The sequence below is a fragment of the Pseudomonas sp. GW822-FHT01E03 genome (assembly GCF_058802985.1).
On sequence record NZ_JBXAOQ010000007.1, the window covers coordinates 155852 to 178748 of the forward strand.

Here is a 22897-nt window from a genome sequence, read left to right on the forward strand (position 1 = left end):
ACGTCAAGATTGAACGTTCGTCGGATGGCGGGTTGCTACCATCGCAATTGCCTGCCGATATCAACACGGCTGCTACGCTTGGTCGTTGCAGTGCCCGAGTTCCATTCCTGCTCACGCTGCAAGGGTAATCACGGAGTGCGACATCCATTCCTGTCGGCAACCTGCACGGAGGCAGGCGATGGTGATCAAAAGCATGGCCGATTCGACTGCGGCGGGGAGACCCGAGCCGCTCGATCGGGAAGAAATCGAGCGGGTGCTGGCGCTGTTGCTGGTCAGCCCGTTGTTTGCCAAGTCCAGGCGCATGGGCAGTCTGTTGCGCTTTCTGGTCGAGCACGACCTTCAGGCTTGCAATACGCCGCTGACCGAACACGCCATCGGCATCGCGGTGTTTCGTCGTGACCCGGCGGTGTATTGCACGGGCGACGATCCGGTGGTTCGAGTGCAGGTGGGGCGCTTGCGGCGCAAGCTCGCAGCGCATTACGCCGGCAACGGCCAGCAGGACCCGGTGCGCTTCAGCATTCCACCCGGGTGTTATCGCTTGACCTACCAGCGGCTGCGGCCCAAGGGCGTCGGCACTCGCCATCCTGTGGTCCAGATCCAGCCGTTTACCTGCCTTACCCGCGATGGCGATGACTTTACCCGGGGTTTGTGCGAGGAGTTGAGCTGCCGACTGTTCGAGTCGTTCGAGCAGGCGCAGACCGGGACCAATCATGTGTTGATGCGGGTGGCACGCAACAGCGAGCCGGTACCGGACTTCAAGCGCGGCGGGCGTTACAGCTATTGCCTGGAGGGAAGCGTGCGGGTCGAGCCTTCGCGAGTGCGAGCGTCATTGCGCCTGGTGGATGTGGCGCAGGGGCGGATTCGCTGGTCGGCGCAGTTCGATCGTGATCGACCCCATGGCATCGCCACCCAGGAGGACCTCGCGCAGTCGATCTGTCGCTCGCTGACGGGCTACTTCGCCACGGCGGGCAAAGAGGAGTGAAAGGGCAACCGCAAGGTTGCCCCGGCATGACGGTTACACGGTTTTCCACTGACCGCCTTCGTAAAGGCGACCTGCGGTGTTATCGAACGTCAAGTCGATTTCGATCGCCTTGGAGCGTGAGGTACTGAACATGGTGCTGGTCTGTACGTTCTGTTCGAACCACACGAGGATGGTTTCCACCGGCGTCAGCACGGTTTCACCGGTGACCACCTGATCCACCGCAACGTAAATGGGGGTGCTGACCTGATTGCCATCAATACCGGTAGATAACTGGTTGATACCCGGATGGATGGGGGCGTAGTCGTTTACAAAGGTCATGGAAATGTTCGGTCCCCCGGTAACCGCCGAACTCAGCAGACCGTGCTCATCGAGTGTCGATGTTTGCCCCAGGCCGATATTGACGATGTTGGTCGAGACTTTGACCTGCACATTTGCCTTGAACAGGTTGGACGCAAACAGCTGATATTGAGGCGTCCAGCTGAACTCGTTGTTGCTCAGGTAAGCGTCATAGGACTGCCAGACCACGTTGTAGTCGGCGTCACCCACCTTCTTGGCGAAGCACAGCTTGTAGCCGGACTTCTTGAGCTGCGCCAGGTCGCCGGCGGCGATTTCGATGGTGACGGTTTTTTGCGAAGCCGCCAGGGCCGACCTCAGTACCCGGCCGTAATCCGCCGCTTTCAGTTGCGTTGCACCCATGATCGACTTGACGGCTTCTTGCACATCATTGTGAAGCTGCTGGCTCTTTTGGCTGACAGCGATTGATTTGCTCATGGTTTCCCTCTTCCTTGGTGGTGTGTTGGGCAAACAATGGGCTGCTGGCGCTTGGCGCTGCAGTCCATTGACGGCTTCACTCTAGGGGCGAGGGGCAGGGCGGCTAAGTGTCTTGGTGTTACAAGCGGGTATCGGGGGTGTATCAGGGGCCGAGTCAGCGGGGCAGCCGATCGGCCGCCCCGCCTTGACCTCAGGCGGCCCGGGCATCGGCCCAGACGAAGTTCCAGCTGGTGCGTTTGCCCTTGGCGATCTCGATCAGCTTGTTCTCGTACACCGTGTGATTGACCACGCCGGTGTAGGTCAGGGTGCGGGCGGCATTGGTCCCGGTGACCTCGCCCGGCTTGCCGCCCGACTCGACCATGGCTTTTTTCATGTCGGCATCCGACGGGGCGCTGCTCTGGTTTTTTTCCACTTTGACGAAACTCATGATTCACCTCTTCCGTGATGGGGGGATCGGTGCCAACGCGGGCCGACAAGTCGGCGACCCAGTTCCACACTGACGGCCATACTCTATTGGCCAGTTCGGCGGCGCAGAAGTGACAACTGCGGCGCTGAGGTAACAATCGGGCAACAGCGCCACGCATTGAAGTATCTGCGACGTATCAAGCGTGGATTCACATCGAAGAACGTTGCGGCGAATGCCCGGACGTGAAACCTGGCTTCGAGCGGATGAGCGCAGACGGTTCATGGCTCTGTGACTCGATGGAACCAACTACGTCAATAGCGTCTAAATTTCAGGGAACATTTCCCACCACGAAGGAGTGACTCATGTTCAGGTCTCGATCTTTGATTGCAGCAATCACCTGTTTGACCCTGATCAGCGGCTCGGCGACGGCGCTGGCTGATCCCGGTAACGGCCAAGGTGGCGGGAAGGCCAACCATGGCAACCAGGGCAGTCATGGCAACAAGAACAAGAATTCCGGCGGCGGGGACTGGAGCAATGGCCCGAGCATCAACCGCAGCAGCGTGCTCCAGATCATTGGCGTGAACACGGGCTACTGGAGCCCCGGGCCTGATTTGCCACCGGGCATTCAAAAGAACCTTGCCCGTGGCAAGCCGCTTCCACCCGGCATCGCCAAAAAACTGGATGGCCGGCTGGTCGGCAGGCTGCCCCACTACGATGGCTACGAATGGCAGCAAGTCGGTACGGACCTGATCCTGGTTGCGCTGGCCACCGGGCTTGTCTATGAAATTCTCGACGGTGCGTTTGATTAACGTGTGGAAGGTCTTCCCGTTGACTGAGGGTGCTCCAGCCGTCTGTCGTGGCACTTGAACTGTTCCAGGGATATCGCGTCATACGTCACGCGATATCAACCTCCTACGGAAGCAATCATGCTTTTTAAAAACAAGAGTCTCGTTGCTGTAATGTCATGCGCCATGATGCTTGCAGCCGCTCCGTTACTCCCTGATGGCCTGTCGATCATGGGTTCCGCATACGCGAAGGATGGCGGTGGCGGTGGAAACGGTGGCGGCGGCGGTGGCGGAAATGGCGGTGGTAATGGCGGTGGTAATGGCGGCGGAAACGGCGCAGGCCACGGCGGCGGTATGGGGGGCGGACACGCCGGTACAGGCCACTCCGGCAGTAACGGCCGCGGCAACGGGCTGAACAGCGACCATGCCGGCAAATCCGTGCGCGACCATGGCCTGAGCGGGAACCACTACGGTAGTGAGCGCAACGATGATAACGGTCATGGCACCACGACCTCAGGCATCGCCCATTCCAAAGATACTCGCGGCATCTCCAAGGCCAGGGCTATTTCGGCCTCGACGCCGGGTGAGCACAACACCAAGGGCTTGAGTAAAGCCGGGCAGTCGACCTCAAAAAAAACCCATTGAGTTCGCGGCGACAGAGACAGATCAGTTTCTGAAAAGCAAAAAACCCGCTGGAAGGCGGGTTTTTTTATACCTGGAAATTGACCACCGGCCACCACACACCTCGTTCCCCGCCAGGCACATCACTCACAACCAGCCCCCCAGCGGGCATTACACGGACAGAAAACGAGCCGCCGGGACATATCGCGCAGTGATTTGCGTTCGTGGGCGATTTGTCATGTTCAACGCCATTTCATTGTAGATATTAGTCAGCCCAACGCGATTTCAATGAGGCTGCACTGTGTTCCAACGACTTGTGTGTTCGCTGTCTGTTTTGAGCCTGTCCATCGCTGCCGCCCAGGCGGCCGAGACTGTCCCCCTCAACACTCCTCGCCTGAAGAGCATCGATAACTTGCGCGATGTCGCCGGTCTCACCACCGCGTATTCGACGGCCAATGACGGCACGATGCGTGGCGGGGTGTTTTACCGCTCCAACGCGCTGACGCCATCGGCGGCGGATCTGGCAACCCTCAACGGTATGGGCATCAAGGCGGTCTACGACCTGCGCACGCCAACCGAAATCGCCGCCACGCCCGACACGATGCCCACGGGTGCGACGTACACCAACATCGACATCATCGGTGGCTCCACGTCGGGTGCGAACATCACCAACGTTGCGTTCCACAGCGCCGCCGAAGCCACCGCCATGATGCAGGACACCAACCGTGATTTCGTCCGCAACCCTGGGATGCGCAGCGAGTTCAACCAGCTGTTCAATGAGCTGGCCACGGTCGACGGCGCCGCGCTGTTCCATTGCACCGCCGGCAAGGACCGTACGGGCTGGACCGCTGCTGTGCTGCAAAGCATCGCCGGGGTCGATGATGCCACCATCATGAGCAACTACCTGGCGACCAACGACTACACCGCTGCGCGTATCCAGGCGACTCTGGCGGCGCTGCCACCGAGCCTGGCGACCATCTATGGGCCGCTGATCGGTGTGGAGGCCAGTTATCTGCAAGCCGGCCTGGACGAGGTGACTGCGCAGTACGGCACGATGGATAACTACCTCAAGCAAGGCCTCGGCCTGTCCCAGGAAACCATCTACGTGCTGCGCGGCAAGATGGTGTTCTACAACAGCCTGCCTGGCGCAGCGGACCTGGCCGGCAACGCCGCGGCCGGCGCGCAGTTGTTGCAGCAACTGCAGAACAGCAACCTGTCGGGCACCTACAGCGCCTACAACTACTACCTGCAGTCGGCCATCGATGCGGGCAGCCTCGGGGGCGTGGAGTCCACCGTCGGCGGTCAGGTGCACGCCGACGCCGCGAGCTACCTGCTGCGTCAGGGCGCGATGATCGAACAGGCCGCCGCGCCGTTCACCAGCGGCATCGACCTCAAGGCCGGGCAATATCGCCTGTGGAGCACCGCCCTGGCGGGGTACCTGGGCACGGATGGTTCGTCCCAGGCCTCCAGCAGCAACGAGCATAGCCAGGGCATGATGATTGGCCTGACCCAGCGCTTTTCCGAACAGCTCAGCGCCCATGCCGGCTTCGGCTACAGCAGCGGCAATGTCGGTGGTGCAGGTGGCGAGGCCGATACCGACCTGACCTTCTTCAGCGTCGGCGCACGCTTTGCGCCGAACGCTCTGGAACGTGGCCTGTTTGTGGATGCCAATGCCAGCGCGGGCTATCTCGATTACGAGAGCAAGCGCGAACTCGGCGGCGGTCTGGGCACGGCCAGGGGCGACAGCCATGGCAACCTCACCGGCGCGACCCTGGCGCTCGGTTACCGTGTGCCGGTCAACGGCGTGACCCTCGAGCCGAGCCTCGGCGTGCGGGTCAGCCACGTCAACCTGTCGGGCTTCCAGGAAAAGGGCAGCGAACTGGCCCTGGACGTCGGCGGCATCCACGAGACCCGCAAGAGCGCGGTGGCCAACCTCAACGCATCCTTTGCACCTGTCAGCCTCGGTGCCTGGCAAGTGGTGCCGGGTGTGCAAGTGGGCTACGAGCATGTGTTGGGCGACCATGAAGTCGACAGCGAAGGGCAACTGCTGGGCCTGGACATCGAACAGCAAGCCGCCTTCGACAACCGTGACCAGTTCACTGGTGGCGTCAACGTCATGGCCAACCTTGGTCCGTGGAGCGTAGGGGCGCAAGTCGGCGCCAGTGGTGGCGGCGACAGCCACGGCTTCAATGGCGGCCTGAAGGCCAGTTATCTGTTCTGACGATCAGATCAAACAATCTGTGGGATCGAGCTTGCTCGCGAAGGCGGACTAGCAGCCGACGAAGAGGGTGGCTGACATACCGCCATCGCGAGCAAGCTCGCTCCCACAGTGGTTTTTTGTCGTACGTGGGATTTGTGTTCGACACCGATCAATGGTGGGAGCGAGCTTGCTCGCGAAGAGGCCGTGTCAGTCGACATGGATGTTGAATGTCACTACGCCATCGCGAGCAGGCTCGCTCCCACACATCCTCAATTGGTCGCCATGGGTCGCGTTCTCCGGCCTTTTCTCACGTCTGCGGGACTGATGCCGTAGGCACTCTGGAAATACTGGCAAAACCGACCGACATTGCTGAAACCGTGTTGCAAGGCCACGTCCGTGACCGAAGGCGACACACCCTGGGACAGCGCGGCAAAGGCGCGTTCCAGGCGTACCTGGCGCTGATAGGCAACGATCGAGGTGCCCATGAAACGCTGAAAACCCTCCTGCAATGCGCGCAGGCTGACGTTGGTCAATTGCGCCAGTTCGGTACCGCTGGCCAGTCGGTCGGGATGCGCCTGAATGTACTCGACGGCCAGTTTCACATGTCGCGGCGCTATCAGTGGGGAGGGGCGCTGAAGGGCCTCGGTGAAGTTGTGCGGCCAGGTTTCGAGCACCGCGTCGACCAGCATTTCGCGAAGGCGTGAGGGCATCAGCGAGCCCGTATTGATCAGCAGGTCGAACTCGGTTCCGGTGGCCAGGTCCACCAGCGCCTTGATGCCCTGCAAGGCGGTGACGCTCAGATCCACCACGGGCTCAAAACAGATTTTTTGCAGGATCGGCTTGCCGAGCAACATCGACAGTCGTTCGGTGATCAGCGCCCGACTGATCGAAATCCCGTGCTGCGCATGATTGTCGACAAAGCGCGCCGAGCGGACCTCGGCCTTGTCGATGGCCAGGCCGATCTGGGCGAAGCCAACCGACTCGGTGACGTGGTTGAAGATGATCTTGCCGGCGGTGGGAATGACGAACGTGATTTCATCAAGGGGGGCGGGAAATGCCACCGTGAAGTCACCGTGAAAGTGCATGCGACGAAAGCTGACACCTTCGTGTCTGCCGTAGACCCCGCCGATGCTGATGCTTTTTGGCGGCGGCGCAGAGTCGGAGTAAAGGTTGCCGAACAGGTTCAAGAACAACGCGCCAAAGTCGTCACAGCTCATGTCGTTGGACCTGATGATGATTTGCTTGCGCGTCGTGCTTGAGTACACCTGTAGTGTCACCTTGAGCGGTTGGGCAAAGCCCGGTACGGGGAACTGCCGATCGGAGTTCGAACGGATGCGGTTCGGGAAAGCGCTAGGACGTTATCAGTGACTAATGACAGGTTTGTTACCGGTTGTTGCCACTGTCGCCGCCGGCTCCGTTCACCCGACGCCACCGCTCGCACCGGACAACGGGTGGCACGAGCGGTACCGGGGCGTGGGCGGCCTGCAATGGCCGCGGCTATTTCACCGGTTCTGTTGCCTTGATATCCCCGCAAAAAATATCGACGTTGCCATCGGTCGAAGCCGTTCGCACGACCACCGAATACTTGCCGTCAAGCAGGGTTTGCAACGGCACAGGCGCGGTTCTGGTAAAAGACCAGCCGCGTACGGGTTGGCGTTCGGTGTTGACGGTGTCGTTCATCGCGTAGGCGACAGACCCGGGTTGCTGGCAGGTGCCGTTATTGATGAAAGAGTAAAGACGCAGGGGCAGCGTAACCCCCATTGGAGCACCGCTGATGAAGAAACTGAGCCCCGTTTTCTTGTCCCAGTCGGTCAAGGTGACGGTGCCGATCTGACCGGCGTTTTGCCGGGTGGCGACCAGGTTAACGTTCACGCCGTGGGTCGAAGAAGTGGTGCAGCCGAAAAGGCTTGCCGCAACCACGAGTGCTGCCAGTGAGGTTTTGAGCTTCATTGCCAAACTCCTGAGTTGAAGAACTGCAATGGGGAGAATTAGCGGGTATAGCTCATTTATCGCTTTCATGACGTCGTCCATACGAGGCTTCCACTTTCAGGAAGGACGTGTTGGAGGTATTCGGGCTCAATCAACGAATCCCTTCATCGCCGCGCAAACCGGCTACATTTGTAATCTACCGAGCCCGATTGCCCGGACGTTTGCCGGTGTATTCAACCCATGCCCCACCCTTGGAATTTCCTCAACCTGAGCTGATTGCCCGCCGGCACACGCGCTTCGATGCCTTTGAGGGTTTGCAATGGTTGCGCGTGCAGTTAAAGGATTGTGCGGTCTGTCGAGCCCACTCATCATCCGCATGGAAGATTTGCCACTGGAGTGACCGATGAATCAACAAGGCAGCCATCCGCAAGAGCGGATTCCAGGCACTCCACAGCGGAGAACCTTGCGCAGCCTGTTGATCCCGGAGTGGCTCGGCAGCTACCGGCCAGACTGGCTGCGCAGCGATGTGGTCGCCGGGCTGACGGCAGCGGCCGTGGTCATTCCCAAGGCGCTGGCGTACGCCACCATTGCCGGCCTGCCGGTGCAGGTCGGGCTGTACACGGCGCTGGTACCGATGGTGATCTATGCCGTGCTCGGCACGTCGCGCCCGCTTAGCGTCAGCACCACGACCACCCTGGCCATTCTTGCCGGCTCCGCGTTGGGCGAGATCAGCCCCGAAGGCGATGCGGCGACCTTGCTCGCCGGTTCCGCCACGCTGGCCCTGATGGTGGGCGCGATCCTGATTGTCGCGGGGCTGCTGCGCCTGGGTTTCGTCGCCAATTTTATTTCCGAGCCGGTACTGGTGGGTTTCAAGGCCGGCATCGGCGTGGTCATCGTGCTCGACCAGTTGCCCAAGCTGTTGGGCACGCACATCGACAAAGGCGGCTTCCTGCACAATCTGGTGGCCACGGTCCAGAGCGTCGGCCATGCCTCGCTGCCGACCGTGGCGGTCGGTGTGTTCATGGTCCTGCTGCTGGTGGGCATGAAGCGTTTTACGCCCCGGCTGCCCGCACCTTTGATTGCGGTGGCGCTTGGCATCATCGGCATGAGCCTGTTTGGTCTGGAGCGCTTTGGTGTGTCCGCCGTGGGCGTGGTGCCGATCGGATTGCCCGCACCGACCCTGCCGGTTTGGTCGATGGCCGAAACCCTGTGGTCCTCGGCGATGGGTATCGCGCTGATGAGTTTCACCGAAACCATCGCGGCGGGGCGCGCTTTCGCTCGCAGTGACGAGCCCGCGCCACAACCGAATCGGGAACTGCTGGCCACAGGCGTTGCCAACATCGGTGGCGCGTTTCTCGGGGCCATGGTCGCCGGTGGCGGGACCACCCAGACGGCAGTGAACCGCCTGGCCGGCGCCCGTTCGCAACTGGCCGCACTGGTCACCGCCGCACTGGCGCTGGGCACTTGCCTGCTGCTGGCACCGCTCATTGGCCTGATGCCCAACGCCACGCTCGCCGCCGTAGTGATCGTGTATTCGGTGGGCCTGATCGAACCGGCGCAATTTCGCGAAATCCTGTCGGTTCGCCGTACCGAATTTGCCTGGGCCGTGGTGGCCATGATCGGCGTGATGCTGCTGGGCACGCTGCAAGGAATCGTCGTGGCGATTATCGTCTCGTTGCTGGCCCTGGCCTACCAGGTCTCCGACCCGCCCGTGCACGTACTTGGACGCAAGCCCGGTACCAACGTCTATCGTCCGCAGGCCACCGACAACGAAGACGACGAACACTTTGACGGATTGCTGTTGCTCAGGCCCGAAGGACGGGTGTTCTTCGCCAATGCCGAGCGCATCGCCGACAAGATCCGGCCGCTGATTGACGTGGCGAATCCCAAGGTCGTGGTCCTGGACCTGCGCAGTGTGTTCGACCTGGAATACACCGCGCTGAAAATGCTCACCGGCGCGGAGCAGCGCATGAGTGAGAAAGGCATTTCACTGTGGCTGGTGGGCATGAGTCCGGGCGTATGGGACATGGTCATCAAGGCACCCCTGGGCCATGTGCTGGGCGAGGCGCGCATGTTCCTGAACCTGGAACAGGCGGTTGAATATTATCAGCGCAGTCGACGCGCAATGAACGCGGCCGGGGGCACTCCGGACGCTATGTGACGCATTGAAGGAGGTAACGGGCATGGCAAAGAAGAAGGCGGCAACCAAAAGCAAACCGATCGAAAGCGGCAAGCTCAAGAACAAGGATTATCTCGAGGAACTGGCGCGGCTGCATGTCGAGCTGGTCAAGCTGCAGGAGTGGGTGCAGCACTCGGGCGCTAAGGTCTGCATCGTCTTTGAGGGCCGTGATGGCGCCGGCAAGGGCGGGACAATCAAGGCGTTGACCGAACGGGTCAGTCCGCGGGTGTTCCGGGTGATGGCGCTGCCGGCACCGACCGAGCGGGAAAAAAGCCAGATGTATGTGCAACGTTATCTGCCGCACCTGCCGGCGGCCGGTGAAGTGGTGATCTTCGATCGCAGCTGGTACAACCGCGCCGGTGTCGAGCGGGTCATGGGGTTCTGCAGCGACGAGCAGGTGCACACCTTTCTCACCGGGGTGCCGCGCGTCGAGCAGGCACTGGTCGAATCGGGAATCATCCTGATCAAGTACTGGCTTGAAGTGAGCCAGGAGGAGCAGACCCGACGCCTCAAGTCGCGTATCACCGACGGGCGCAAGATCTGGAAGCTGTCACCCATGGACCTCAAGTCCTATAACCGCTGGTACGACTACTCCCGTGCCCGGGACGACATGTTCAAATTCACCGACACCGAATTCGCCCCGTGGCGGGTCGCCAACTCGAATGACAAGCGACGGGCGCGACTGAACATCATCAGTGATGTGCTGAACAGTATTCCTTATGAAGAAATACCGCGGGCAAAAGTGAAACTGCCCAAACGCCAAAGTCCCGGAAACTATCGGGATCCGAACTATCCGTTCAAGTACATCCCGGAAAAATTCTGATCGATGCATTGGGCAGGAGCCGGCCCACGCCAGCTCCTGCTGCATGCCATCAGGCCTTGATCACGTACCCATACGCTCGGGTACGACCGCCTTCCTGCTTCAGGTACACGCCCTGCAGCTCCGGTGTGAACCCGGGCAAGCGGTTGATGCCTTCCTCCAACGCCAGGAAGTACTTGAGCACCGCGCCGCCCCAGATTTCACCCGGCACCACGCACAGCACCCCCGGCGGATAAGGCAACGCACCCTCGGCCGCAATGCGTCCGTCGGCATCCGCCAGCGCCACCAGTTCGACGTTGCCGCGGATGTACTCGATTTGCGCTTGCTGCGGGTTCATGGCCTTTTTCGGGAAGTGTTCCTTGCGGAACATGTCCTTCTGCAACTGCTGCACATTGTGGTGGCGGTACAGGTCGTGCATTTCCTGGCAGAGCTGGCGAATGGTGTAGTTGCGATAGCGCTCCTGATGCTGCGCGTAGATGGCCGGCAGCACCCGGCTCATCGGTGCGTCATCGCTGATGAAGCGCTCGAAGCGGGCGATCTGCGCGGCCAGGTGGGTCATCTTCGCCCAGTCTTCGGCCGGGGTGAGCAGGAACAGGATGGAGTTGAGGTCGCATTTTTCCGGAACGATGCCGTTCTCGCGCAGGAAGTTGGCCAGGATGCCGGCGTGAATGCCGAAGTCGGTGTAGCTGCCATCCACCGGGTCGATGCCCGGCGTGGTGAACAGCAACTTGCACGGGTCGATGAAGTACTGCTTCTCGGCGTAGCCGGCAAAGGCGTGCCAGCGGTCCTTGGGATGGAACTCGAAGAAGCGGATGTCATTGGCAATGTCTTCGGTTGGATAGTCTTCCCAGGCGCGCCCTTCAATGGTATCCGGCACGAACGGGCGGACCATGGTGCAGGCTTCGAGGATCAACTTGCGCGCTTCGATGCCGAACTTCACGCAGTCTTCCCACAGGCGCAGGCCGCTGCGGCCCGAGTGAATGCGCGCATTCACATCCAGCGAAGCGAACAGCGGGTAGAAGGGGCTGGTGGACGCCTGGGCCATGAACGCGTTGTTGAGCCGGTGATGGTTGCAATAGCGCGCCTGGCCTTTGATGTGGCGGTCCTTCTTGTGCACCTGGGAGGCCTGGGAAAAACCGGCCTGCTGTTTGTGCACCGACTGGGTGACGAAGATGCCCGGGTCGTTCTCGTTGAGGTCGAGCAACAGCGGCGAGCAGTCTTTCATCATCGGGATGAACTGCTCGTAGCCGACCCACGCCGAGTCGAACAGGATGTAGTCACACAGCTTGCCGATGCGGTCGACGACTTGCCGGGCGTTGTAGACGGTGCCGTCATAGGTGCCCAATTGAATGATCGCCAAGCGGAACGGCCGTGGCAGTTGCGCCTTGTCCGGGGCGACTTCGGCGATCAGTTCGCGCAGATAGTCTTCGTCGAAACAGTGGGCGTCGATGCCGCCGATGAAGCCGTAGGGGTTGCGCGCGGTTTCCAGATACACCGGTGTGGCGCCGGCCTGCAACAGCGCGCCCTGGTGGTTGGATTTGTGGTTGTTGCGGTCGAACAGCACCAGATCGCCGGGGGTCAACAGGGCGTTGGTCACCACCTTGTTCGACGCCGAGGTGCCGTTGAGCACGAAGTAGGTCTTGTCGGCGTTGAACACCTGCGCGGCATGTTTCTGCGCCAGCAGCGCCGGGCCTTCGTGGATCAGCAGGTCGCCGAGCTTGACGTCGGCGTTGCACATGTCGGCGCGAAACAGCGTCTCGCCGAAGAAATCGAAAAACTGCCGCCCCGCCGGATGCTTGCGAAAGAACTGGCCGCCCTGGTGGCCGGGGCAGGCAAAGGTCGCGTTGGCCGCCTCGGTGTACCGTTTGAGCGAATCGAAGAAGGGCGGCAGCAGGCTTTCTTCATAGGCTTTGGCCGCTGTCTCCAGTTGGTTGCCATGGTATTCGACGTTACTGGGGGACAGGTCGAAGATGCCGTTCACTTGCAGCAGCACGTCATTGAGGTGTTTGTAGACTTCCCGGGGGCGGGTGCTGGTGCCGGGGGAAGGCACCAGGAAAATCGGCACATCAAAACCGGTGCGCTGAATGACGTCCAACGCTCCAGCCAACACATCATTGACCGACACCACGGCCACGGCGACGTCGGTGAAGTCGGTTTGACTGAGCGGGACTACCTCCCGGGCGTTCAGGAAACATTCGGAGGCGCCATCACTGGCGGCGATTTTCAGAGCTTTCATGGGTGGTGTCTCCTGGCGGGCACTCATTTGTCCGCGGCTTTTTTAGAGAGCAACTTCCGAGGGAGCCTTCCAGTTCCCCTGATCGGAAATCATGTCACCACTGGTTATAGAGCATATTTCTGATCTGTCAGGCGTTTTACCGCGACCTTGCACAACTTGACGTCTCACGACCTGTCGATCAGGCGTGTACCAGCGCAATCGTGAACGAGACCACGATCATGCACGCAAAAGCAAAATTGATATTCATGAGGTTTCCATCCGAAACATGAGTGACGGCGCCATCTTGAACAGGTCACAGCAAAATAAAAAATTCGGCGTAATGATTTGAAAGATCGAAAAAAATGATACTTGGAGGTGTTTGCCCGGCCGCCCGTTTGTGTTTGTCCCGTGCTTTGGCTAATCTCGCCGAAGAGCGCAATTTCACGCATAAACGGGCAAAAACATGCACGACAACCATTCCGCTGCCGAACTTCCATCCGTACGCCGGCAAAAAATCCTGTTGATCCTCGAACGTGACGGCAAGGTCATGGCCTCGGAGTTGAGCCAGCATTTCGCGGTGTCCGAAGACACCATCCGCCGGGATCTGGCGGAACTGGCCAGTGTCGGCCTGGTGCAGCGGGTGCATGGCGGGGCGTTGCCGCGTCCCAAGGACACGGGCAAGGACTATTTCACCCGGATCAGTGAAACCGATGAGGTGAAAACCCATCTGGCGCAACTGGCTGCGCGACGGGTGCAAGACGGTCAGATCGTAGTGTTCGACTCCGGCACTACCACCTTGCAGATCGCGCGTTCGCTGCCGGCGGACATCGCCATTACCGCGATCACCGCGTCGCCGATGACCGCCATCACCTTGTCCGAATACAAAGGCATCAAGGTGATTCTGGCGGGCGGCCAGCTCAACCCGGCGACGATGTCGGCCAGCGGTCACGAAACCCTGCGGTTGCTGGCGGGCATCAAGGCCGATCTGCTGTTTACCGGGGTTTGCGCGATTCACCCGCAGGTGGGCTTGAGCTCACTGCATTTTGATGAAGTGCCGGTGAAACAGGCGATGCTCGACTGTGCCTCTCACGTGATTGCCGTCACCACGGCGGACAAACTCGGGGCGGTGGAACCCTTTGTCGTCGCGCCTTGCAACCGCGTGCACACGCTGATCACCGAACGGCATGTGGCGTCTGGCAATGTTGAAGATTACCGGGCGCTGGGGATCGAGGTGGTGCAGGCTTGAGTGGGTCTTTGTGGGAGCGAGCTTGCTCGCGATGGCGTACTTTCAGCCGACATCACTGCTGAATGAGACACCGCCATCGCGAGCAGGCTCGCTCCTACAGGAATCGATGTCGACCACAAATCTCCAGGCCAGCACAAACAACATCCATGTTGAATGTATTGGCCAGTAACCTCAGCGCAGTCGCTCAAGCATCTGGTAGTACCACATGCCGGCGGCGAGCATCGGGTTGCCGAGCAGGTCGCCCATGGGCACGCGGATGTGCTGGCAGGCGGCGAAGGTGTCGAACTGTTCCAGTTTTCCTGTGATCGCACGGCCCATGATTTCGCCCATGATGTGGGTGGTGGCGATGCCGTGGCCGGAGTAGCCCTGGCAATACCAGACGTTGTCCGACAGCTTGCCCAGTTGTGGGATGCGGTTGATCACGATGCCCATCGCGCAGCTCCACTGGTAATCGATGGCCACGCCTTTGAGCGCCGGGAAGGTCTGCTCGATGCACGGACGCAGCTCGGCGGCGATGTCCCGCGAATCCTTGCCGCTGTAGTTGGCGCCGCCCCCGAACAACAGGCGACCGTCAGCGGTGAGGCGGTAGTAATCGAGCACGAAGCGGCAGTCATAGACCGCCAGGTCTTCGGGGTTGATCTGTCTGGCCAGATCGCCCAGAGGCGCAGTGGTGACGATGCCGCCCATGGCCGGAAAAATCTTGCCCTTGAGCTTGCCCGGTTCCAGCTTGTGGTAGACGTCGCCGGCCAGCAGCACCTGGTTGGCGTCGATGTGTCCGTGGGCGGTGCGCACTCCAGGCGTGTCCCCGTGGATGATCTCCAGCACTTCGCTGTTCTCGAAAATCAACGCACCGAGGCTTTCGGCTGCGCGGGCCTCGCCGATGCACAGGTTGAGCGGGTGCAGGTGCATGTTGCGGGTGTTCTTGATCGCGCCGTGGTAGAGGTCGCTTTGCAGCAGGTCGCGCACCTGGCTGCGGTCGAGCAGGCTGACCTCGTCGCCCATGCCACGGTGCACCGCCTCTTCGTAATCCTTGCGCAAGCCGACCATGTGCGCGGGTTTGTACGCCGCATGCAGGTGGCCGTGCTTGAGGTCGCAGGCGATGCCGTATTTTTCCACGCGCTGCTGGATGATCTGGTGCCCGCGCCAGCGCAGGTTCCAGATGAAATCATCGACTTCATCACCAATGGTGCGGCGCATCTGTTTGCGCATGGCTTCATCGCCCGACAGGCTGCCGGTGACCTGGCCGCCATTGCGCCCGGTGGCACCCCAGCCGATCTTGTGGCTTTCGACGATGGCGACCTTCAGGCCTTTTTCCGCCAGCTCGACGGCGGTGGCCACACCGGTGAAGCCGCCGCCGATGATCACTACGTCAACCCGGTGCCGGCCTTGCAGCGTCGGGTAATCGGTGTCCTGGTTGAGGGTGGCGGTGTAGTAGGAATTGCAACGTTGAGTCATGTCGGTGTCCACACGAAATTGAAAGAAACTCAATGCCTGTCAGTCAAAGTGCGCAACCTGTGGGAGCGAGCCTGCTCGCGAACGCGGTGTGCCATTCACAGTTGATTTCGAATGACACTCCGCTATCGCGAGCAGGCTCGCTCCCACAGGGATTGCATACGCTGAGCAAACGCAGGGATAGCGAAGGAGGGGGCTCGCCGATCAGGCGAGCAGGGCGCTATCCGGCGGACGTGCGGAGTGACGCAGTTTGGAGCGGCGCAGGGCCATGGGCAGGTTGACGATGCGCTTCATGCAATGCCGTCCACGGCCAGCAGCGAGGTGGCCTGGATCGAGAGGTTCAGCAGGTGCTGTTCTGACGGCAAAGTACGCATGGCGCAGGTTTCCGGCGGCGGAAATCGTCGGTGGCCAGTAGCACAAGCCATCCGGGGGATGGCTGGATACTAGGGAGGATTGCGGCGCGTGTAAATGTTTGATTCAGAACATCAGGTGCACACCCAGGCCGATCAACCCGCAGCCGATCAACACCTCGATCACCCCGCGCTTGAATCCAAGCAATGCAACGCCCGCGACTATCGCGATCAGCAGCGAAGGCCAGTCCAGTGCTCCTTCGAAGCCTTTGGGCCACAGCACGTGGTAGGCAAAGAAACAGGCCAGGTTGAGAATCACGCCCACCACGGCGGCCGTAATGGCCGTCAGTGGCGCGGTGAACTTGAGTTCGTTGTGCGTCGATTCAACCAACGGCCCGCCCGCGAGGATGAACAGGAACGAGGGCAGGAAGGTGAACCAGGTCACCAGCGATGCGGCGATGGCGCCGGCAACGAAGGCCTGATCCGGGCCGAAGACCTGATGCACGTAGGCGCCGATAAAACCGACGAAGGCGACGACCATGATCAACGGACCTGGCGTGGTTTCACCGAGCGCCAGGCCGTCGATCATCTGCGTCGGCGTCAGCCATCCGTAGTGGCCGACCGCGCCCTGGTAGACATACGGCAACACCGCGTAGGCGCCACCAAAGGTCAGCAGCGCGGCCTTGGTGAAGAACCAGGCCATCTGGGTCAGCGTGCCTTCCCAGCCGAACAACGCGGTGAGCATGGCCATGGGCAGTGTCCACAAGATCGCACCGATCACGGCCAGACGCGCCAGTTTCCAGCCACTGAAGCGGGCGTGTCCGGGGGTTGGGGTGTCGTCGTCGATCACTGCCGGGCCGTAGGAGCGTTTCGCAGCGCTGTGGCCACCGGTCCTGAATTTTTCCGGTGCCAGTCGCCCGCCGAAATAACCGATGACCGCCGCGCCGAGCACGATCAACGGAAACGGCACATTGAGCACGAAGATGGCCACGAAGGACGCGGCGGCGATGCCCCATAACCAGCCGTTCTTCAGCGCCCTCGAGCCGATCCGGTGAGCCGCCTGCACCACGATGGCCGTGACCGCAGGCTTGATCCCGTAGAACAGTCCGGCGACCACGGGCACGTCACCAAAGGCGATGTACACCCAGGACAGCGCAATCAGGATGAACAGCGAAGGCAATACAAACAGCACGCCAGCGATCACACCGCCCCAGGTCCGGTGCATCAGCCAGCCGATGTAGGTCGCCAACTGCTGAGCCTCTGGCCCGGGCAGCAACATGCAGTAGTTGAGGGCATGCAGAAAGCGCCGCTCGGAGATCCAGCGCCGGCGTTCGACCAGCTCCTGATGCATGATCGAAATCTGCCCCGCCGGCCCGCCGAAACTGATGAAACCAAGCTTGAGCCAGAACAGGAAGGCTTCGCGCAGGCTGATGGACCGGGGTTGCAGTACATCCTGTTGCGTGATCGGGGAGGGCGTGGGGCTCAAGCGGAAACTCCTTGTGCAGAAAAGCTTTGAGCCGATGACTGTAGCTAGGCCGGAGCGCGTTGCATAGCCGCCTCATGTGGCCTATCTGCCCAGCGCTCGACGGCTGACCGGTCGCTGTCACGGGCATCGACCCAGCGTGCGCCGGACGCCACGTCTTCGCGTTTCCAGAACGGTGCGTCCGTTTTCAGGTAGTCCATGATGAATGCACAGGCTTCGAAAGCGGCTTGACGATGGGGGCTGCTGACGCCGACAAACACGATCGGCTCGCTGATCGCCAACGGGCCGATCCGATGCACGATCTGCACGGCCCTCAATGGCCATCGGGCCCTGGCATTGTCGACGATTTTTTGCAGCGAACGTTCGGTCATGCCCGGGTAGTGCTCCAGAAACAACCCGCTGACCGCCTCACCCTGATTGATGTCGCGCACATAGCCGACGAAGTTGACCACGGCACCCACCCCCGGATCGTTTGCCTGCAGGCTGTCGATCAGCCGGCCGACGTCGAACATTTCACGCTGGACCCGAACCGTCATGTCTCAACCCCCGGTGACCGGTGGAAAAAAGGCGATCTCGTCATAGTCCTCGATCACCCGGTCTGGATGGCACAGCTCCTGGTTCAGTGCACACATCAGGTTGCTTTCACCCAGCACTTGGCTCCACACCTCACCGCGAGCCATCAGCAGTCGGCGCACGTCCTCGATGGTCTTGAGGCTGTCGGTCAGGGGCAGTTTTTCACCGCCCAGGTTGAGCTGCTCGCGGTAGCGGGCGAAGTAATTGATCAGGATCATTGTGCGTCCTCGAACTTGAAATGACCGGAGCGGCCACCTTGTTTACTCAGCAGGCGGATGTCATCGATGACCATGCCCCGATCCACCGCCTTGCACATGTCATAGAGGGTCAGCGCCGCCACGCTGACGGCGGTCAGGGCTTCGAGTTCGACCCCGGTCTGGCCCTCGACGCGGCACGTACCGAGGATTTTCACGCTGTCCGGAGTGCAGGCCTTGAGTTCGACGTGGATCGAACTGAGCAGAAGGGTGTGGCACAGCGGGATCAGCTCATGGGTTTTCTTTGCCGCCATGATTCCGGCGATCCGCGCCACGGCAAATACGTCGCCCTTGGGGTGTCCGTCGCTTTGAATCAGCTTCAGGGTTTCCGGGCGCATCCGCACCCAGGCCTGGGCCTGGGCTTCACGCAGCGTCGAGGTTTTTTCGCTGACATCGACCATGTTGGCGCGACCCTGGCTGTCGAGGTGGGTCAGGCCATTGGGCGATGCATCTGAAATGTCTGTCATGGGAGTTTCCTGCGCTTGCCAGCGCGGTGATCAGGTGAAGGCATCATGCCGGGCTGTAAATGCGTGGTGCGTTGCGGTGGGGGATGTGAATCAGGTTGAGGCGATGTTTGATTGCCCATTGCACGGTCAGGGCGGTGGGTGCCGACAGACTGACCAGCGTACCGAGCCTGGCCCTGACGGCCTTGTGGATCAGTTCGAGGCTGCAACGGCTGGTGACTACGGTGAAGCCGTAACGGCTGTCGATGCCGGCGTGTTGCAGGGCACCGATCAACTTGTCCAGCGCGTTGTGGCGGCCAATGTCTTCGCGGCAGATCTGCGCGTTGCCTTGGGGGTCGAAGTACAGCGCCGCGTGCAGCGCACCGCTGCTGCGGGCCATTTGTTGGGCCTGTTCGATGCGGTTGCGGATGTCGATGAAATGCTCGGCGGGCGGCAGGGCAACCGGATCGAGAATCTGCAGTTTCGGCAGGGCCTGCTCCAGCGCTTCCACACCGCACAGCCCGCAACCACTGGTGCCGGCCATTTGCCGACGATGGTTCTTCAGCGCCCAGAATGCGCGGCTGGAGATCTGCACGTCGGCTTGAACGGCCTGGTCGAATCGGGTGAGGCGCAAGTCGTAGATTTCGCTCTGGTCCTCAACGATGTCGTTGCTGACGCTGAAGCCACGGATGAAATCTTCGAGGTTGCCCGGCGACACCATCATCACCGCCTGACTCAGACCGTTGTAGGTGATTGCCAGGGCAATCTCTGATGCCAGCGCCGCCTGACAGACTGACGCGGCGTTGTCGTACTCGCGAAAGTTCACACTCAACGGTTGGGGCGCGGGGGCATTGGTGTCGCTTCGAACATCGGTTTGTTCAACTTGGCACAACATGAAAAGAACCTCGAAGCGCTGAATTAAGTTCAGGCTACGGCTAACTTTAAACAGCGTCCAATCGCTTGTTCCGATGTGCCGATTGGTGATGTCTATCAAACTCGGCAAACATGTCCGGTTCGGTTTTATTTAAAGCTGAAACTTGATCAGTCAGTCCGGCTGAATAACGTTCGTGCTTCGGCGAAACACTTTTCGGCAATCGCCGAACGCGGTTCGGTCTTGCGCATCACCAGGCCCAGGGGCGCGAGTACGCTGGCATCCGGCAATTCGATGAACGCCAGGTGTTCGATGGGCTCTTCCAGGCCACTGTCCAGCGGCATGATCGCGCAGCAGAAACCCTCGTGAATCGCCTGCAGCAACTGGTAAGTCGAATCGCTTTCCAGGATCGGTTGCGGGTCCAGTCCGCGGCTGCGAAAGCTCAGGTCGATGGATTTGCGGTAGTGCATGCCGTTGCTGAGCATCCCCAGCGGCAGTTCGGCGGCGTCCTCCCAGCTCATTTGCGTACCGTCGAAATGGAAGTGGCGATTGTCGTACAGCAGGCCGACGCGGGTCTCGCCGATCTCGAAAAACTCGAAATAGCTCGGGTTGACGTGATCGAGGTAGCACACGCCCAGGTCCAGCTGATTGTTGCCAAGGCCCTCGATGATCTGGTCGGAACTCAAGGACGACAGGCTGTACTTGAGCTCGGGAAAGCTGCGGGACAGGCCCTGAATGTAGGTGACCGGGTTGAAGCTGCTGAGGGGTACCAGCCCTAGGCGCAGGTTGCCCACGAGCTGGCCCCGGCACGCGGCGGCCTCGGCGAAGAGCCCGTCGTGGGCAGCCAGCAGGGTCCTGGCCCATGCCAGCACCCGTTCGCCGGCCTCGGTAAAACCCTCGAAGCGCTGGCCTCGGGTGACCAGCACCAGGTCCAGTTCATCCTCCAGGTTGCGCAGGCGCATCGACAGCGTGGGCTGGGTGATGTGGCAGCGCGCGGCCGCCTGGCCGAAGTGGCGGGTCTGCTCCAGGGCGATCAGGAACTTGAGTTGTTTGATGTCCATGACGGCACCTGCTGGCGGGGGAGTGAAGGGTTAAGTATTGACTCAGGCGCGCAAGACACAAGGCGAGGCAGAAATCGTGAGCCGAGACGATCTCATTGTCTTCGGTGTGCGTCCAATCACTGCTATCTAAGGTGTTATCGACGGGCTCTATCATTGCTGTTGTTTCTGGTCTTTTTATATTGATAGATTGGCTCGATAGTCTGGTTGGTTAGAGTGATTAGACACGGCTTGAATTATCGAATTAGTCTCCGGAAGTCATTTAATCAATATCTGCCGGAGAACCCCATGAGCGTCAAACCGGATGCATTGTTTATACCCCTGAATATTGCCGTGTTGACTGTTAGCGATACCCGCGAATATGCCAATGACACTTCTGGCCAATTACTCGTCAGTCGTTTGCTGGAAGCCGGCCACACCCTCAGCGAGCGCAACCTGCTCAAGGACGACCTGTACAAGATCCGCGCGCAGGTGGCGAACTGGATTGCCGACGACGGCATCCAGGTGGTGCTGATCACGGGCGGCACCGGGTTTACCGGCCGCGACAGCACACCCGAGGCGGTGGCCTGTTTGCTGGATAAACAGATCGAAGGCTTCGGTGAGCTGTTCCGGGCGATTTCGATCCTCGACATCGGCACCTCGACGGTGCAGAGCCGGGCATTGGCCGGGCTGGCCAATGGCACGCTGGTCTGCTGCCTGCCGGGTTCCACGGGCGCCTGCCGCACCGCGTGGGAAGGCATCCTCGCCGAGCAACTCGACGCGCGCCACCGGCCGTGCAATTTCGTACCGCATCTCAAGCCTATGCAGGCTTGCGGGACGCGGGGATGAGCTATTCACCCTTGATGCCGGTGGAGGATGCCATCGAACGGTTGCTGACAATGGCCGAGGCACAGTGGATTGAAGACAGTGAAGCGGTGCCGCTCAGTGCCGCACGGCAACGGGTGTTGGCCAATGACCTGGTGGCGACCCTCGATCTGCCGCCGTGGCCGAACAGCGCCATGGACGGCTATGCCCTGAATGTCGACGGTTGGGACGGGGCACCGCTGACCGTGTCGCAACAGGTATTTGCCGGTCACGCCCCCCAAGCACTGGCACCGGGAACCTGCGCGCGCATCTTCACCGGCGCCCCGGTTCCGCCGGGTGCCAACGGCGTGGAGATGCAGGAGAACACGCAAGTACTGGATGACGGACGTATCCGCTTCAAGCAGCCATTGAGCGCCGGCAGCAACATCCGCCCGCAAGGTCAGGAGAACCGCGTCGGCGATGTGCTGCTGCGCGCCGGCAAGCGCCTCGGTCCATTCGAACTGGCGGTCGCGGCAGCGCAGGGCTGCACCCATGTGCAGGTCGTGCGGCGACCACGGGTGGCGTTGCTGTCCACCGGCGATGAACTGGTCGATCCGGGCACACCGCTCAAGCCCGGCAGCATCTACAACAGCAACCGCACATTGTTGAGCCATTGGTTGAATGCGTTGGGTTGCGAGGTCATCGAGGCCGGCATTCTCCCCGACGAGCCACGCCAGACGCGACTCAAGCTCGAACAACTGCAACACACGACGGACCTGATGCTCAGCACGGGCGGCGTGTCCGCCGGTGACGCCGACTGCCTCGGCCAGGTACTGCGCGAGTGCGGCAAGCCGTTGCTGTGGAAACTCTCGATCAAACCCGGCAAGCCATTGACCGTGGGCCACTTCGGCCGCGTGCCGGTGATTGGCCTGCCGGGCAATCCGACCTCGGCGTTGGTCACTTTCGGTCTGTTGGCCCGGGCTTATCTGTTGCGGATTCAGGGGGTCGAAGACGTCGAGCCTTTGAGCTTCCCGGTCAGGGTCGGCTTTGCCTGGCCCAAACCCGGAAGCCGCCGCGAGTACCTGCGAGCGAAACTCGAAGCCGGTCGCGCGGTGCTCTATCCGAACCAGAGTTCCGGCGTGTTGCTGGGCGCATCCTGGGCCGATGGGCTGGTGGAAGTGCCGGAAGGCTGCACACTGGAAGCGGGCGACACGGCGCGGTTTATTCCCTTCAGCGAGCTGTTCTGAATTCCGCAAACAAACTGTGGGAGCGAGCTTGCTCGCGATGAGGCTGGCAAATCCAACAGAGATGTTGGCAGGCAGACCGCTATCGCGAGCAAGCTCGCTCCCACAGTTTTGATCTTCAGTGAATGTCAACCTTGCGACCGGCCACAATCCCTGTGGGAGCGAGCTTGCTCGCGATGAGGCCGGCAAATCCAACAGAGATGTTGGCAGGTAGACCGCTATCGCGAGCAAG

At 60.9% G+C, this 22897-nt stretch carries 21 protein-coding genes; 9 read left to right on the top strand and 12 right to left on the bottom strand.

Annotation, left to right across the window (positions count from 1 at the left end):
* The first annotated feature begins 178 nt into the window (after positions 1 to 178).
* The gene (locus tag AC1RP7_RS15970) at positions 179 to 982 is read left to right on the top strand and encodes a hypothetical protein (RefSeq protein WP_150814403.1); all 804 of its coding nucleotides are present in this window, start codon (positions 179 to 181) and stop codon (positions 980 to 982) included.
* 33 nt (positions 983 to 1015) lie between these two features.
* On the opposite strand, the gene AC1RP7_RS15975 is transcribed toward AC1RP7_RS15970, so the two are convergent.
* Together AC1RP7_RS15975 and AC1RP7_RS15980 are read right to left on the bottom strand one after the other, a co-directional pair.
* The gene (locus AC1RP7_RS15975; RefSeq protein ID WP_090456159.1) at positions 1016 to 1753 is read right to left on the bottom strand and encodes a hypothetical protein; all 738 of its coding nucleotides are present in this window, start codon (positions 1751 to 1753) and stop codon (positions 1016 to 1018) included.
* Between the two features lie 190 nt (positions 1754 to 1943).
* The gene (locus tag AC1RP7_RS15980; RefSeq protein ID WP_090456158.1) at positions 1944 to 2180 is read right to left on the bottom strand and encodes a hypothetical protein; all 237 of its coding nucleotides are present in this window, start codon (positions 2178 to 2180) and stop codon (positions 1944 to 1946) included.
* 341 nt (positions 2181 to 2521) lie between these two features.
* Here AC1RP7_RS15980 and AC1RP7_RS15985 point away from each other — a divergent pair, with 341 nt between their 5' ends.
* The 3 genes from AC1RP7_RS15985 to AC1RP7_RS15995 all read left to right on the top strand — a co-directional run bounded on the left by AC1RP7_RS15985 (position 2522) and on the right by AC1RP7_RS15995 (position 5786).
* Positions 2522 to 2968, top strand: a complete 447-nt coding sequence (locus AC1RP7_RS15985) for an anti-virulence regulator CigR family protein (RefSeq protein WP_349736859.1) — start codon at positions 2522 to 2524, stop codon at positions 2966 to 2968.
* 117 nt (positions 2969 to 3085) lie between these two features.
* Positions 3086 to 3589, top strand: a complete 504-nt coding sequence (locus tag AC1RP7_RS15990) for a hypothetical protein (protein ID WP_191622236.1) — start codon at positions 3086 to 3088, stop codon at positions 3587 to 3589.
* A gap of 277 nt (positions 3590 to 3866) precedes the next feature.
* Positions 3867 to 5786: a tyrosine-protein phosphatase gene (locus AC1RP7_RS15995; RefSeq protein WP_493182644.1), complete on the top strand. Its 1920-nt coding sequence runs from the start codon at positions 3867 to 3869 to the stop codon at positions 5784 to 5786.
* Positions 5787 to 6034: 248 nt separating this feature from the next.
* Here the strand turns inward: AC1RP7_RS15995 and AC1RP7_RS16000 are convergent, their stop codons facing one another.
* Positions 6035 to 6982 carry a helix-turn-helix transcriptional regulator gene (locus tag AC1RP7_RS16000; RefSeq protein WP_256353532.1) on the bottom strand — a complete coding sequence of 316 codons (948 nt, stop codon included), beginning with the start codon at positions 6980 to 6982 and terminating at the stop codon, positions 6035 to 6037.
* 280 nt (positions 6983 to 7262) lie between these two features.
* Positions 7263 to 7715: a hypothetical protein gene (locus tag AC1RP7_RS16005; RefSeq protein ID WP_090456151.1), complete on the bottom strand. Its 453-nt coding sequence runs from the start codon at positions 7713 to 7715 to the stop codon at positions 7263 to 7265.
* Between the two features lie 382 nt (positions 7716 to 8097).
* Between AC1RP7_RS16005 and AC1RP7_RS16010 the strand changes: the two genes are divergently transcribed.
* Both AC1RP7_RS16010 and ppk2 read left to right on the top strand, forming a co-directional pair.
* Complete coding sequence (locus tag AC1RP7_RS16010) at positions 8098 to 9855, top strand: SulP family inorganic anion transporter (RefSeq protein WP_493182647.1); 1758 nt, start codon at positions 8098 to 8100, stop codon at positions 9853 to 9855.
* 22 nt (positions 9856 to 9877) lie between these two features.
* Positions 9878 to 10696, top strand: coding sequence for a polyphosphate kinase 2 (ppk2, locus tag AC1RP7_RS16015; RefSeq protein WP_150814409.1), 819 nt, complete (start codon positions 9878 to 9880; stop codon positions 10694 to 10696).
* A gap of 49 nt (positions 10697 to 10745) precedes the next feature.
* On the opposite strand, the gene speF is transcribed toward ppk2, so the two are convergent.
* Positions 10746 to 12929, bottom strand: coding sequence for an ornithine decarboxylase SpeF (gene speF / locus AC1RP7_RS16020; protein ID WP_090456145.1), 2184 nt, complete (start codon positions 12927 to 12929; stop codon positions 10746 to 10748).
* Positions 12930 to 13371: 442 nt separating this feature from the next.
* Here speF and AC1RP7_RS16025 point away from each other — a divergent pair, with 442 nt between their 5' ends.
* Positions 13372 to 14154: a DeoR/GlpR family DNA-binding transcription regulator gene (locus tag AC1RP7_RS16025; protein WP_090456143.1), complete on the top strand. Its 783-nt coding sequence runs from the start codon at positions 13372 to 13374 to the stop codon at positions 14152 to 14154.
* A 171-nt stretch (positions 14155 to 14325) separates the two neighbouring features.
* Here the strand turns inward: AC1RP7_RS16025 and AC1RP7_RS16030 are convergent, their stop codons facing one another.
* From AC1RP7_RS16030 to AC1RP7_RS16060, 7 genes are all read right to left on the bottom strand, one after another.
* Positions 14326 to 15609 (bottom strand): NAD(P)/FAD-dependent oxidoreductase, encoded by a 1284-nt coding sequence (locus tag AC1RP7_RS16030; RefSeq protein ID WP_349736873.1) that lies wholly within the window; start codon positions 15607 to 15609, stop codon positions 14326 to 14328.
* Positions 15610 to 16083: 474 nt separating this feature from the next.
* Complete coding sequence (gene chrA / locus AC1RP7_RS16035; protein ID WP_154908580.1) at positions 16084 to 17442, bottom strand: chromate efflux transporter; 1359 nt, start codon at positions 17440 to 17442, stop codon at positions 16084 to 16086.
* A 44-nt stretch (positions 17443 to 17486) separates the two neighbouring features.
* Positions 17487 to 17975, bottom strand: a complete 489-nt coding sequence (gene moaE, locus AC1RP7_RS16040) for a molybdopterin synthase catalytic subunit MoaE (protein ID WP_493182651.1) — start codon at positions 17973 to 17975, stop codon at positions 17487 to 17489.
* A gap of 3 nt (positions 17976 to 17978) precedes the next feature.
* On the bottom strand, positions 17979 to 18230 hold the full coding sequence (moaD, locus tag AC1RP7_RS16045) for a molybdopterin converting factor subunit 1 (RefSeq protein WP_154908576.1): 252 nt from the start codon (positions 18228 to 18230) through the stop codon (positions 17979 to 17981).
* The gene (gene moaC, locus AC1RP7_RS16050; RefSeq protein ID WP_493182653.1) at positions 18227 to 18733 is read right to left on the bottom strand and encodes a cyclic pyranopterin monophosphate synthase MoaC; all 507 of its coding nucleotides are present in this window, start codon (positions 18731 to 18733) and stop codon (positions 18227 to 18229) included. Before moaC ends, moaD begins: the two co-directional genes overlap by 4 nt.
* Before the next feature lie 43 nt (positions 18734 to 18776).
* The gene (gene fdhD / locus AC1RP7_RS16055) at positions 18777 to 19604 is read right to left on the bottom strand and encodes a formate dehydrogenase accessory sulfurtransferase FdhD (protein ID WP_493182655.1); all 828 of its coding nucleotides are present in this window, start codon (positions 19602 to 19604) and stop codon (positions 18777 to 18779) included.
* A gap of 146 nt (positions 19605 to 19750) precedes the next feature.
* Complete coding sequence (locus AC1RP7_RS16060) at positions 19751 to 20641, bottom strand: LysR family transcriptional regulator (RefSeq protein ID WP_090456130.1); 891 nt, start codon at positions 20639 to 20641, stop codon at positions 19751 to 19753.
* Positions 20642 to 20926: 285 nt separating this feature from the next.
* Between AC1RP7_RS16060 and moaB the strand changes: the two genes are divergently transcribed.
* Complete coding sequence (gene moaB / locus AC1RP7_RS16065) at positions 20927 to 21466, top strand: molybdenum cofactor biosynthesis protein B (RefSeq protein ID WP_150814417.1); 540 nt, start codon at positions 20927 to 20929, stop codon at positions 21464 to 21466.
* Positions 21463 to 22668 carry a molybdopterin molybdotransferase MoeA gene (locus AC1RP7_RS16070; protein WP_493182657.1) on the top strand — a complete coding sequence of 402 codons (1206 nt, stop codon included), beginning with the start codon at positions 21463 to 21465 and terminating at the stop codon, positions 22666 to 22668. Before moaB ends, AC1RP7_RS16070 begins: the two co-directional genes overlap by 4 nt.
* Positions 22669 to 22897: the final 229 nt, after the last annotated feature.